The sequence below is a fragment of the Chungangia koreensis genome (assembly GCF_042651785.1).
GTDB classification, from domain to species: Bacteria; Bacillota; Bacilli; order Bacillales_A; family Planococcaceae; genus Chungangia; species Chungangia koreensis.
Map to the genome: position 1 here is coordinate 242,319 of NZ_JBHSEC010000019.1, position 12,783 is coordinate 255,101.

The window sequence follows — 12,783 nt, forward strand, 5'->3', positions numbered from 1 at the left end:
AAATTGAACTTTTATCTATACTCTAAGTCATTATACAGGATAGCAGTTTTTGGGAGCTTTTTCTATCCAATTTTTCACCTACATCGCCATAGACGTTTCTACAACCATTGAGGTTGCCCTTTTATCTTCTGTTCTCGACGGAACGGTCATATTTAATCGTGAATTTTACATCCTGATTTGTGTTGGCTGGTATTGTTAACCGTATTTGAATTTCATTTCCCTTCCTTTCCCACGGATGGCTGGACTCTTCAACTGTCCAGAGGACTTTGTCCGGAATATGACGAATAAGGATTTCTACAGCTTCATCTTTCTGATTGCGTATTTCGTACAGCATAACCTCATACTCAAATCCATCCCTGACATACCGATCGACGTCCCCGCTGTATACAGTTATATCGAACGCTTCTCCAGTAGTCAGCTTTACCGTTTCATTCACAGCCGTGTGGCCAATCGAATCTTCGCCAATGAACGCCGACACACCATTCTCTTCCTTGTAAACCTTCACTTGTCCCGCAGGCAATGGAATACCGAGCCCATTTTTTTCTGTATTCTTAAACACTATGGTTATTGAAGGATGCCGCTGCCCCTCCCTTACTTCGTAAATCGTTTCAAAACCTGAATGATCTGTAGAGATTAATTGAAAATGCTTTTGCTGCTGGTCCAGAATCGACACTCTCATCGGGTATGTATATAAGTGGAAGTCAGCAAAGGACTGTTCTGTCGGCAATTTGGCCGCGCTGAATTCCATCGTTCTTAGAGACACCGCCCGATTAACCGTGCCAGCCATCAGCCGTAATTCTGTATTCATCACATCCATCCCGGAATCATTCCGGATGGTTGCCCAGCTTCTCATCGCAAATTGATTTCCCTTTATCATGACGACATAATCCGCTTCCCACGAAAATCCGCCCGTTAAATAGGTAAGTTGAAGAGTTGGGGACGTTTGCCGCTCAACCTGCCAAATGAGGGTAGGTGAAAAAGGAAGACCGATAGAATTTGACAATTGCACTTCCCCTTTCGGATCGACTATCACCTTTCCTTCAGTGTCCCCCACGATCAGCCCGCCATTGGCATTTAGTAAAATGAACACTCGCTCCTCACCGGTTTCAGGGGTATAAACCATAATCTCTCTTCCTTCAATCCGATTTAATAAAGCTTGTTTATCCGGAATAAAGGCAAAGCTTTGTTCTGAAATATCGAGCCCTATAACAATGGTTGAGTCTGCTTCTATGAGTTTAGGGATGTCATGGTAGTGCACGATCAAATCTTCTGTAAGCGGGGGGATAAACCGTGTTTCACTAATATGGGCAAATCCACCTTGGTATAAGGTCAACTGCAATTTCGTCTTCTCTGCAGCGGTCACGTTTGTGGGCATGAAAGTCCTCCTATCATTTGGGGTAATTCATTGTATGCGAGATTGTCCGAGTACATAGATTGATTGACTCCTATTTCTTAACTTAAAAAACCTCCCTGCTGCCACGAACGGCTAAGGGAGGTTGTCTGATTATACTTCTTGATAAAATTCGTTTACCTTATTGCGGAGAGCGGCTTTCAAGAATTTGCCGACTGATGTTTTCGGGATTTCGTCCAAGAACACGACATCATCTGGAACCCACCATTTAGCAAATTGGCCTTCCAAGTATGTGAGCAACTCCTGCTTTGTTTCATCGCTTCTCTCTGTACCCTCTTTTAAAACGACACAAGCAAGCGGTCGTTCCAACCATTTTTCATTTGGTATGGCGATGACCGCTGCTTCAAATACCGCGGGATGCGTCATAAGAGAGTTTTCCAAATCCACGGATGATATCCATTCGCCGCCACTCTTAATAAGGTCCTTCGTTCGGTCGGTAATCTTAATATAACCTTTTTCGTCAATGGTGGCGATATCTCCGGTATGGAGCCAGCCGTCCTTGAACGACTCTTCCGTCCGTTCATCCTTGTAGTACTCATGGGCAATCCACGGACCACGAACTGTGAGTTCGCCCATCGTTTTACCATCCCATGGGACTTCCCCGTTCTCATTGACCAGACGCACTTCCAATCCTGCAATCGGCAGACCTTGTAGGGCACGGACATCTACAAGCTCATCCATCGTTAAATCATCCATATCGGAATTCAGTGTAGCAAGGCTGACTAACGGTGTCGTTTCTGTCATACCGTACCCCGTGATGAATGGAATACCGTATTTCTCTTCAAATGCACGAATAAGACCTTTTGGAGAAGCTGAGCCGCCGCATACTACAGCGCGGAGCGAAGACAAATCGCGCGGGTTCGATTCCTGTTCCTTCAATACGCCCAGCCAAATCGTCGGAACTCCTGCCGTGAGTGTCACCTTTTCCTGCTCGATCAAATCTAATAGAAGTTGCGGCGTGAACATCGGTCCTGGCAATACTTGCGTTGTCCCGTACCATACTCCTGCAAACGGGATTCCCCATGCATTCACATGGAACATCGGGACAACGGAAAGTGCTATATCGCGTTCAGTCAGACCCATGGCATCTGCAAGTCCTAAAGCGAAACTGTGTAAGACTAATCCTCGATGAGAGTACACAACACCTTTTGGTTGGCCTGTTGTTGCAGATGTATAACACATTGCAGCAGGTGTGTTTTCATCCAGGTCTTCAGGAAACTCGTAGTCATCGGACGCATCTTCCAACAATTTCTCATAAGAATGGACATTTTGAAGACTCGTCTCCGGAAGATCATGACTGTCTGACATGTAAATGAAGTGTTTCACTGTTTTAAAGTATGGAGCCAGCTTCTCGACGTGCGGGAACAGATTGTCATCAACAAGCAAAATTTCATCTTCTGCATGGTTCACGACATAAATAAGATGTTCTGGCGAAAGCCGGATATTGACCATATGAAGAATGGCTCCAGCCCCAGGAACTGCGAAATAAGCTTCTAAGTGACGATGATGGTTCCATGCGAAGGTTCCAACTTTCGTCCCCTTCTTCATACCCAATTTCTCTAATGCATGGGCAAGCTTTCTCGTTCGCTTCGCGTATTCTTTGTATGGAATACGATGAATATTTTCTCCTGTCCTTGAAATGATCAGTTTCTCCGGAAAGTATCGTTCAGCGCGTTTGACAAAGGATGATAATAATAGAGGGGTTTGCATCATCATAGTTCATCATTCTCCTTTATAGGTAATGGCTTCTTCTGTCATACCCTTCGCCCGAATGAACCGGGCTGATGCACTGATTTTGTTCCCACTTGACCGTCTCACTCCCCCTTTCAAAACACTCAATCTATAGACCCAGCCGTTTCGCAATGATTGTTTTCATGATTTCATTGGTCCCGGCGTAGATGGAGGAAACAGGGGTATCCCTGTAACGTCTTGCAATCTTATATTCTTCCATATATCCATAGCCACCGTGCAATTGCATACATTCGATCGAAATCTTACGGGCTGTTTCTGTCAGCCAATATTTTGCCATCGACACTTTCGTCACAATTTCCTTACCGGCGATATGTTCTTCAATAAGTGATTCCAAGAAACTTTTCCCCAATTCAATTTCAGTTGCCATTTCTGCAATTTTGAACTGTGTGTTTTGGAAGGAACTGACCGGTTTGCCGAAAGCTTGCCGAGATTTCACGTAGTCAATGGTCATATTCAACATGTCCTCGGATGCGGTTTGAGCTGCTATGGCTACGACAAGCCTCTCCTGCTGCAGCTTATCCATTAAGTAACTAAAACCATCGCCCTCTTGGCCAATTAAGTTCGTCACTGGTACACGGCAGTCCTCAAAATAGAGCTCCGCTGTATCTTGTGCATGCATACCGACCTTATCCAATTTTCCGCCGCGCTTGAATCCAGGCATCCCCTCCTCCACCACGAGAAGACTAATGCCTTTATGCCTCGCATCCGGGTCAGTCTTTACGACCACTAAGATTAAGTCAGCATGGATCCCATTCGTAATAAATGTCTTCTGTCCATTTACGATGTAGTAGTCCCCTGTTTTCACAGCCGTTGTTTTAATATTGGCTAAGTCCGACCCAGCCCCGGGCTCTGTCATGGCAACTGCCGTAATCAGGTCCCCAGTCACACAGCCTGGGAGCCACTTCTCCTTCTGTTCCTGTGTTCCGTACGCTTCAATATATGGAACGACAATATCATTGTGAAGTGTGATACCTGTTGTTGAAGCGCCGACCCTTTCCAATTCTTCGCCAATAATGACCGAATAGCTGAAATCGAGCCCTAAACCGCCATACTGTTCCTCCACTTGTGGGCAAAGGAAACCCATTTCACCAAGACGTTTCCAAAAAGATTTCGGAATGATCCTGTCCTTTTCCCACTGGTCATACTTCGGAGCTGCCTCTTTCTCCAAGAACTTCCGTAGCGTCGAGCGGAACATTTCATGTTCCTCCCCCTCAAATCTGTAACGCGCCATGTTCTCCCTCCTTACTTCGGCTGCATTCTGAGTGCACCATCGAGACGGATCACTTCACCGTTCAACAGTGGATTCCGAATGATACTTTCCACGAGCAAGGCATATTCTGTCGGTCTTCCTAATCGATTCGGGAACGGAGGCATTGCAGCCAGTGCCTGTTTCGCCGGTTCCGGAAGCGTTTCGAACATGGGTGTTTCCACAAGCCCAGGTGCAATGGCCATCACGCGAATCCCATGTGTTGCCAATTCGCGGGCAATCGGCAGCGTCATTCCAACAACTCCGCCTTTGGAAGCACTATAGGCTGCCTGTCCGATCTGCCCTTCAAATGCAGCGACGGATGCTGTATTAATGATTATGCCCCGTTCCCCTTCACCATTCGGTTCGTTCGATTGCATATAATTCGCACCAATCCGAAGCATATTGAACGTGCCAATCAAATTAATTTGAATGACTTTCTCGAATTGTCCAAGAGGCAATACCCCTTTCTTAGATAACACTTTTCCAGGAGTAGCCACGCCTGCGCAGTTAATGACTGAATTGACTTTTCCGAGTTTCTCGTAAGCGCTTGCAAAACTCTGTTCAACCATCTCTTCATCCGTTACATCAGTCTTATAGAAGAAAACCATTTCATGTCCAAGCTCATTAACAAGTGAAGCAGCCCTGTCTTCGTTCAAGTCGAAGATTGCAGCCTTTCCCCCATTCTCTACAATATGACGGACCGTCGCCTCACCAAGTCCTGATGCACCTCCTGACACAACCGCCCGTACATCTTGCATTTGCATGTTCAATTCCCCCTTATAGCCTTTCTATAATTGTTGCGTTTGCCATGCCCATTCCTTCGCAAATGGCCAAGAGTCCGTATCTACCACCATTCCTTTTTAATTCATGCATCAAAGAAACGAGCAATTTCGTCCCTGTTGCCCCTAACGGATGTCCTAAAGCGATAGCCCCGCCATTCGGGTTAAGCTTCTCGGGATCAGCTCCAGTCTCCTTTAACCAAGCAAGCGGCACAGGTGCAAACGCTTCGTTCACTTCGTATGTATCCATGTCTTCGATGGTCAGGCCAGCTTTCTCCAAAACCTTCTGTGTAGCAGCAATCGGTCCGGTCAGCATTAGAGTTGGATCAGATCCAACTACCACCCGCGCTATAATCCTGGCCATCGGTTGTAAGCCTAATTCATCCGCTTTTTCCCGTGACATGAGCAGTACTGCAGAGGCGCCGTCACTCATTTGGCTTGCATTCCCAGCGGTAATCATCCCTTCAGGGTCAAATACCGGCTTTAATGAGGAAAGAGCTTCAATTGAAGAATCGGGACGCGGTCCTTCATCTACCGAAAAATCCACCGATCCATTTTCACTTTCTATCTTGACCGGAACCATCTCTTCCTCATATCGGCCTTCCTCAATCGCTTGTAACGCTCGTTGATGGCTCTTCAACGCATAACGGTCCAATTCTTCCCTCGTCATTTTCCACTTCTTCGCAATCCGCTCAGCAGAAAGCCCTTGGTTGATAATTTCATATTGACTTGTCAGTCGTTCACTCGGGTTTACACCTGCCATATTGGAGAACATAGGGACCCTCGTCATGCTTTCCACTCCACCTGCGATGACAATATCCATATCTCCAGAGGCGATTGCCTGTGCACCGAAATGAACAGCCTGCTGACTTGAACCACATTGGCGGTCAATTGTCACACCTGGCACCTCTACTGGAAATCCAGCAATCAATGCTGCGGTCCGCGCAATATTTCCCCCTTGCTCCCCGCTCTGCGTCACACAACCTAAAATGACATCCTCTACCAGATCTTTTTGAATCTCTGCCCGTTTTACGAGCTCGTCCAACACGACGGCCGCCAATTCATCAGGTCTATAAGTTGAAAAGGTCCCTTTCCTTCTGCCAACTGCCGTTCTTACTCCCCCAACAATTACGACTTCTCTCATGCCCATCCACCTTATCCTAATATTCTAATAATTTAAATAATACAGGAGTTTCTTCTTCATTTCTATTAATGGGAGTGCTCATTTCATATTTATTCTGTTGATCTCCCTTTAATTCCCCTCGGACTGAAAGGAATTCAGCCTTAAGTCTTAGATGCAAATCAACTTCAGGACCGTTATAGAAAAAGCGGTGCGTTGGTAACATGAAGATACAAACGAAAGGAGGAATACCCATATGAAGAAATTTGGTTTATTCATCATTGGAGTCATCGCAGGAATTATCGCATTAGCGAATTTAGGATCTTTACTCGGATTGGCCATTTCAGCGCTAATCGTCTATGCAGGTGTCAGTCAATATGTTAAATCGGTCACGACAGGGCCGAAAATTCTTTGGGCTTCTATTGCATTGATCGGTCTTCTCTCAGCTGCAGCTAACGTTCCAGCGTTCTTCGCCGTACTTGCCATCGCAGCGATCTACTTTGTCGTGAAGAAATGGAAAGAAGAACCCATCGTCTTAGAAGCAACGAAAACAGATGACCCTTTCATGAATTTTGAAAAGCAATGGAATGAATTGAGTAAATAAGGAGGAATTAAAATGACAACATTATGGAATCGTTTCAAGTACTCGGTGGAGGCTGATCTTCACTCCCTATTCGACAAAAAGGAAAAGAAAAACCCGATTGCGATGTTGAACCAATACATCCGTGAAGCTGAAAAACAAACAGGGGAAACAGGAAAGCTTTTGGAACGACAAGGTCAATTGAAAAAAGAACTTGAGAAAGAATACACAGCCGCCAATGAGATGTTGGCTAAGCGCCTGAAGCAGCTTGAATTAGCACAAGCTTCAGGGGAAAATGACTTAGTATTTTTTGCTGAACAAGAAGTGACGGCATATAGCCAGCGAACAGAAGTGCTTTCGGAAAGCATCAGAAATGCTGGTGAAGAACTGTTCCAGTTGGAGCGGAAGTTCGAGGAAATGAAACACAAGGTGAAAGATATGAAAGTTCGCCAGCTTCAGCTAATGGGCAAGGAAAACGTGGTGCGTGCAAACCATCGTATGGATCGCGTTTTAACACCTGAAGCTTCTGAACAAGCTGAAAAGCGTTTGGGTACCTTCAATGAGATGGAAGAGTATATCGAAAAGCTCGGTAAACAAATTGACAAAGAGCACGAAATTTCCAATATGGAACGCCGCCTTGAATCTCTTGAAAAAGTGGAAGAAAAGAAATCTGAAATTGTGTAAGATGAATGTAGGGGAGAAGCATCTCCCCTTTTTTTGAAATTGCGGTGCGAAGAAGGAGGTAAAACATGAATCAGGTCAAGTCAAACCATATCGCATTCTTTCTCATAGCGTTCGTGCTGATCGTATTTATCGAGTCCACGATTTTCATGAACGGCAGCATTATTTTAGTCCTTCTTGGCATCGGAATGCTCTATTACAGTTTTCGCAAACGGTCCAAAGCAGTTTTCTGGATTGGAATTTTCTTTTTAATATTGTCATTGTTTAATATGTGGAGTTTGCGGTTTTTAATCATTGCATTTTTCATCTATGTATTAGTACGCCTTTGGAAAGGCGACCAAGTCGGGGATATCGTCAAACCGTTGTACGAACAACGGCCTCCTACGCAAAATGGCATTTGGCAGAATAAGCTATTCTCTGTCCAGAGTACTCCGTTCCACTCTTACGAATGGCAGGATTTACACGTACAAGGATTCTTCGGCAATTTAACCGTGGATGTCACTCAGACGATTTTGCCGAAAGGGACATCCCTAATTTCCATACGCCAAGGAATCGGGAAAGTGAAAATTATCCTTCCGTATGAAGTACCAGTCCGGATCCATTACACGACATTACTTGGGGATGCGAAGCTATTCGGAAAAATTCAACAGCGATTATGGAACCAATCCATTCAAATGAAAGACGGCTATGAAGGAGCCGAATATCCGACTGAACTTGTTATTGCATTATCGACATGGTTCGGAGATGTCGAGGTGATTCGGAAATGATGGGGTATTTCTCACGGGCAATTTTCCTTTTCATCGTCTTTACTGCGTTAACAGCAGGGCTTCTCTCAATCTTCTGGGGGTGGTCCAACCCGGATAACTGGTCTTACCTATTGATATCCGACTATGCAGAAGTACCGCTTGGCGGGTGGATCGGGATTATCCTGATGGCTATTAGCTTAGGGCTCGCTTTATGGTACCAGCAATTAGCTCGGGCGAAAGAAAAGGAAATCGAAAGGTTGCTCCTTCCGCTCATTGACGGTGACGATCTACCAGCGGTTAAAACTACTTTTTCCAAGCGTTTCTACAAAACGGTCGATTCACTCGGCCAATTGGTCAGTACCCAAAGAAAGAGTCTCCAAAGAATTTCAAATGAACGCGCAGAAGCACAAGATAAAATTATTGAAGAACGGATTGTCCAGGAACGTCAGCGACTTGCGCGGGAACTTCATGACTCCGTATCACAGCAATTATTTGCTGCTTCCATGCTTTTATCAGCCATGACAGAAACTGAGAAAAGCGCGAATGGAGAAGTATCAAAACCACTTAGTCAGGTAGAGCGGATTGTCCAGCAAGCACAACTTGAAATGAGAGCTCTTCTTCTCCATCTGCGCCCTGCCGTTCTCAACAATAAAACATTGGCAGAAGGTCTGGAAGAGCTCCTGATCGAGCTTGAGCAAAAGGTCTTCTTTACGATTAAGTACAGACTCGAAGACGTTCAGCTTTCTAAAGGTGCCGAGGATCATTTATTCCGGATTGCCCAAGAAACATTGTCTAACACCTTACGACATTCCAAAGCAAGTGAAGTGGAAGTACTTTTCGTAGAACGCGATGATTTGGCGATTTTCCGTGTACAGGACAATGGGGTTGGATTTGAACAAGGGGAAGGAAAAGCCGGTTCATATGGACTTCAAAATGTGATGGAGCGGGCCGTGGAAATCGGCGGCACTTGCCGAATCGTATCGATTCCCTCTCAAGGAACGATGGTCGAGGTGAAAATACCTGCTATAAGAGGAGATGAAAAAGATGATTCGAATACTGTTAGTGGATGACCATGAAATGGTCCGTATCGGGGTGTCCGCATACTTGCAAGCTCAGCCTGATATGGAGGTGGTCGGAGAAGCAGTAAATGGCAAGGAAGCTGTAGAACTTGCATTACAATTGAAACCTGACATTATACTGATGGATATGGTCATGCCTATCATGAACGGAGCAGAAGCTACCAAGGAAATCATCTCCAAGTGGCCGGAGGCAAAGGTGATGATCGTTACAAGCTTCTTGGAGGATGACAAAGTATATCCTGCCCTTGAAGCTGGAGCTGTCAGCTATTTGCTGAAAACCTCCAAAGCGTCACAAATTGCGGAAGCCATCAGAGGAACATTGGACGGCCGCCCGGTATTGGAACCCGAAGTGACTAATAAAATGATGCACCGCATGCGTTCAGGGAATGAGCACTCCCTACATGAAGACCTGACAGAACGCGAATTTGAAGTGCTACTTCTGATAGCGAAAGGGAAATCGAATCAGGAAATTGCAGATGAGCTTTTCATTGCCCTCAAAACGGTTAAAACCCATGTCAGTAACATCCTGTCCAAGTTGGATGTGCAAGACCGTACACAAGCAGTCATCTACGCGTTTCAGAATAACTTGGCAGAATGAAGGCCAACAGGACGTTGGTCACAAAGGCGTTGTCGCAGGACGCGACGTATTTAGCCTTTGTTCCCCAAACAGGACGTTGGTCACAAAGGCGTTGCCAAATCACTGCCTGAATCCGCTTCCCAGCAATTTTGCGACGAGCGAAGCGGTGGAGCAGCTTGGACGCGGCGTACTTAGCCTTTGCTCCCCAACTACAATCTTAAAGCCCCGTATCTTCTTTAAGAATACGGGGCTTTTACTTCTTTTCTATTAGTTGCAATTCACATTATTCAACACATGAATGACACCTGCATGAATTCCTTCATGCCAAATTGCAAATTGGAGAAGAGATTCGGCATCTACCATACTGTGAAAATCTCCAATTTCCATTGCCTTTGGAAGAAGTTGCTCCATCTTATCCTCGAGAAAATGAATGATTCGATCCGGCTGATTCTTCAATTCTTCTAAGATATCATCTTCAGACGGTGGTGCTTCCTCCCATGAAGCAGGACTGGTTCCGCTCATGAAAAACGGGAACCAATCAGGTCGTACAGGTTCGTAGGTTGGATCGATTTGAAGGACGAAATTCTCCATCGATACAAAAACATGGCCCGCATTCCATCGAACTGTGTTGTTTACTCCCTCAGGTTGAAGATCCCATTTTGGCCCTTCCGTATTGGCTAACTTGCCCAAAGTATAGATTCGTGTAAATTTCAGTTGATTCAATGTTGTATTCATATGGTTTCTCCTTCATGTATGTTTTCTCCATCAAAGACAAGCAGCTGTCCAAAATGACCAGCTGCTTTTATCCGTTCCTTGCTCATTAGGACTATTGATTGTCATCCCGGTTTTCAGTTTCATCGAATGCAGAAGTATTAGAATCTCTTTTATCGGTAAATCTTTCATTTGCGTTTTCGCGGAATTCCCCGACATTCCCTTCACCTGGATCTGTCAAAGGAAGTTCGTCCGAATGAGCACTTGTTCCATATAGATGGCTATCTGATGCTTCGTCTGTACGTGGGTTTGCATCCTTCCTTACAGTACCTGCAGGATTCATCGGATTAAAGTCCGGATCGCTTTTTTCAGGGCCGTTTGTATTTGGTCGATTAGTATTTTGTTTATCCATCGTTTCCTCCACCTTCTCAGCGGCTTGTTGTGCGCGCTGTTCGAAATCTTTTTCTTTCAGTTTCTCTTCATATTTTTTCTGTTCCCACGCGGATTTCGAGACGTTTGAAGAAGTTAAGCTCTTTTCCATTTTCGATAGATAGCGGGACGCATGATCTTTTCCGCCGAGACCGAATGCCAATCCGAACGCCAACGCCAGTCCACCTAATATGAGCATGAACGCTACGTTAATGATCATCGGCGCAATGCCTAATTGACTTAAAGCCATAAAGAAGGCAAAAGCCAATATCGCATATTTTGCTACATATCGTAAAACATGAGGTGAGCCGGATGGGTCTTTCATCACAGCACCAACGAATTTTTCTGCTAAGTTCGCCAGCCAGAATCCTACTGCTAAGATAACGACCGCTGCAATCACCATTGGCAAGTAAGCAAAGATGGCACCTGCAATGTTCATCATGAACTCAAGTTTCATTACTTGAAGAGCTTCTGAAACAAACAGCAAGATGACGATAATTTGAACTATCGTACCAATAATCTGTGCGAAGGAGAAAGGTGTTCCATCTTCGTCAGTCTGCTTTACACCCATCTTGCCGAATAACGAATCGATGCCTAAATTCTCAAGAAACAGTACTACTATACCTTTTACCCATTTTGCGACTGCTATACCCGCTAAAACTAAAAGAATAGCAACGATAATGTTTGGAATCATAGCTAAAACTTTGTTCAGCATGTCAATCGCAGGTTCAGAAATTCCGTTTAGATCAAGCACTTCCAATGCTGAAATCGTTACGGGTATGAGAATGAAGATAAAGGCGATCAGGCCGATGACTTTTGAAAGGCTCGTCCCTTTGAACATACCTTCTAAGTTGAATTTCTCCACTAAACGATCAGTTCCAATTGATTGGAGGAACTTTGTAAGGATTTCTCGGACAATTTTAGCTGCAAACCATCCAATCACAAATACTAAAACCGCCCCAACAAGTTTCGGTATGAAGTTCAGGAATGCTGTCAGCATGTCTTCGAATGGGCCACTGACTCCACTAAGTCCAAGGGCATTTAAGACAGCTGGTAGGAAAAGTAATAGAATAAGATAGAATGCAATATTTGCAAGGGTTTCAAACCATTTTGCCTTATTGACATCTGCGGGAGAGGTGCCAGTCTTGGTCAGGAAACGGTTGAGGTTTAGTTTCTTTCCAGCCATGAGGATCAGTTTTTTAACGACCGTTGCCAACACCCAAGCTAAGACCAAGATTAATGCGGCCTTTAAAATTCCGATAATCGCTCCGGATAGTGATGAGTACATGGATACGAATGGCGAAGCTACCATATCTAAATCCATGATATTGAAGAATAGGACCACTGCAAAAAACAGGATGATGAAGAAGACGACTTTTGAAATAATATCTGCTATATGGGTCCTCTTTTTCTCTGGTTGTTCTGATGGACTTGCTGTTTTTGCGCCAAACCTTTCATCTACTCGATTCTTTTTCAATAACCGGTAGACTGCATTTTCAACTACCTTCGCAACTATGAACCCCACAAGGAGAATTAAAAGTCCAAGCATGAGTTCCGGAAGCCAGTTCATGATTCGTGTATCGTAGTATTCATTAAACATCTACAAAGAACCTCCTTCTAAGCAACTTTCTAACCTATTCCTAAAAAGAGGAGATTCTAAACCTATTGC

At 44.8% G+C, this 12,783-nt stretch carries 12 protein-coding genes; 5 read left to right on the forward strand and 7 right to left on the reverse strand.

The window, feature by feature from the left end; genetic code table 11:
* Positions 1–121: 121 nt before the first annotated feature.
* The 5 genes from ACFOZY_RS10305 to ACFOZY_RS10325 all read right to left on the reverse strand — a co-directional run bounded on the left by ACFOZY_RS10305 (position 122) and on the right by ACFOZY_RS10325 (position 6,335).
* Entirely contained in the window at positions 122–1,375 is a 1,254-nt protein-coding gene (locus ACFOZY_RS10305; protein ID WP_378155065.1) for a DUF4139 domain-containing protein, read from the reverse strand.
* Between the two features lie 129 nt (positions 1,376–1,504).
* Positions 1,505–3,127 (reverse strand): long-chain fatty acid--CoA ligase, encoded by a 1,623-nt coding sequence (locus ACFOZY_RS10310; protein ID WP_378155067.1) that lies wholly within the window; start codon positions 3,125–3,127, stop codon positions 1,505–1,507.
* A 124-nt stretch (positions 3,128–3,251) separates the two neighbouring features.
* Positions 3,252–4,394 carry an acyl-CoA dehydrogenase family protein gene (locus tag ACFOZY_RS10315; protein ID WP_378155070.1) on the reverse strand — a complete coding sequence of 381 codons (1,143 nt, stop codon included), beginning with the start codon at positions 4,392–4,394 and terminating at the stop codon, positions 3,252–3,254.
* Positions 4,395–4,405: 11 nt separating this feature from the next.
* Positions 4,406–5,176: an SDR family NAD(P)-dependent oxidoreductase gene (locus ACFOZY_RS10320; RefSeq protein ID WP_378155072.1), complete on the reverse strand. Its 771-nt coding sequence runs from the start codon at positions 5,174–5,176 to the stop codon at positions 4,406–4,408.
* A gap of 13 nt (positions 5,177–5,189) precedes the next feature.
* Positions 5,190–6,335: a thiolase family protein gene (locus tag ACFOZY_RS10325; RefSeq protein WP_378155074.1), complete on the reverse strand. Its 1,146-nt coding sequence runs from the start codon at positions 6,333–6,335 to the stop codon at positions 5,190–5,192.
* Between the two features lie 232 nt (positions 6,336–6,567).
* Between ACFOZY_RS10325 and ACFOZY_RS10330 the strand changes: the two genes are divergently transcribed.
* The 5 genes from ACFOZY_RS10330 to ACFOZY_RS10350 all read left to right on the forward strand — a co-directional run bounded on the left by ACFOZY_RS10330 (position 6,568) and on the right by ACFOZY_RS10350 (position 9,995).
* On the forward strand, positions 6,568–6,915 hold the full coding sequence (locus tag ACFOZY_RS10330) for a lmo0954 family membrane protein (RefSeq protein WP_378155076.1): 348 nt from the start codon (positions 6,568–6,570) through the stop codon (positions 6,913–6,915).
* Positions 6,916–6,927: 12 nt separating this feature from the next.
* Positions 6,928–7,575, forward strand: coding sequence for a PspA/IM30 family protein (locus ACFOZY_RS10335; protein WP_378155078.1), 648 nt, complete (start codon positions 6,928–6,930; stop codon positions 7,573–7,575).
* Positions 7,576–7,640: 65 nt separating this feature from the next.
* A complete protein-coding gene (liaF, locus tag ACFOZY_RS10340) occupies positions 7,641–8,339 on the forward strand; it encodes a cell wall-active antibiotics response protein LiaF (protein WP_378155080.1) in 699 nt (232 codons plus the stop codon).
* On the forward strand, positions 8,336–9,388 hold the full coding sequence (locus ACFOZY_RS10345; RefSeq protein WP_378155083.1) for a sensor histidine kinase: 1,053 nt from the start codon (positions 8,336–8,338) through the stop codon (positions 9,386–9,388). The genes liaF and ACFOZY_RS10345 overlap by 4 nt, the downstream gene beginning before the upstream one ends.
* Positions 9,363–9,995 carry a response regulator transcription factor gene (locus ACFOZY_RS10350; protein WP_378155085.1) on the forward strand — a complete coding sequence of 211 codons (633 nt, stop codon included), beginning with the start codon at positions 9,363–9,365 and terminating at the stop codon, positions 9,993–9,995. The genes ACFOZY_RS10345 and ACFOZY_RS10350 overlap by 26 nt, the downstream gene beginning before the upstream one ends.
* Positions 9,996–10,241: 246 nt before the next feature.
* Here ACFOZY_RS10350 and ACFOZY_RS10355 read toward each other — a convergent pair whose 3' ends face one another.
* Together ACFOZY_RS10355 and ACFOZY_RS10360 are read right to left on the reverse strand one after the other, a co-directional pair.
* Positions 10,242–10,709 carry a DinB family protein gene (locus tag ACFOZY_RS10355; RefSeq protein WP_378155087.1) on the reverse strand — a complete coding sequence of 156 codons (468 nt, stop codon included), beginning with the start codon at positions 10,707–10,709 and terminating at the stop codon, positions 10,242–10,244.
* A 91-nt stretch (positions 10,710–10,800) separates the two neighbouring features.
* Positions 10,801–12,714: a mechanosensitive ion channel gene (locus tag ACFOZY_RS10360; protein ID WP_378155089.1), complete on the reverse strand. Its 1,914-nt coding sequence runs from the start codon at positions 12,712–12,714 to the stop codon at positions 10,801–10,803.
* Positions 12,715–12,783 lie beyond the last annotated feature (69 nt).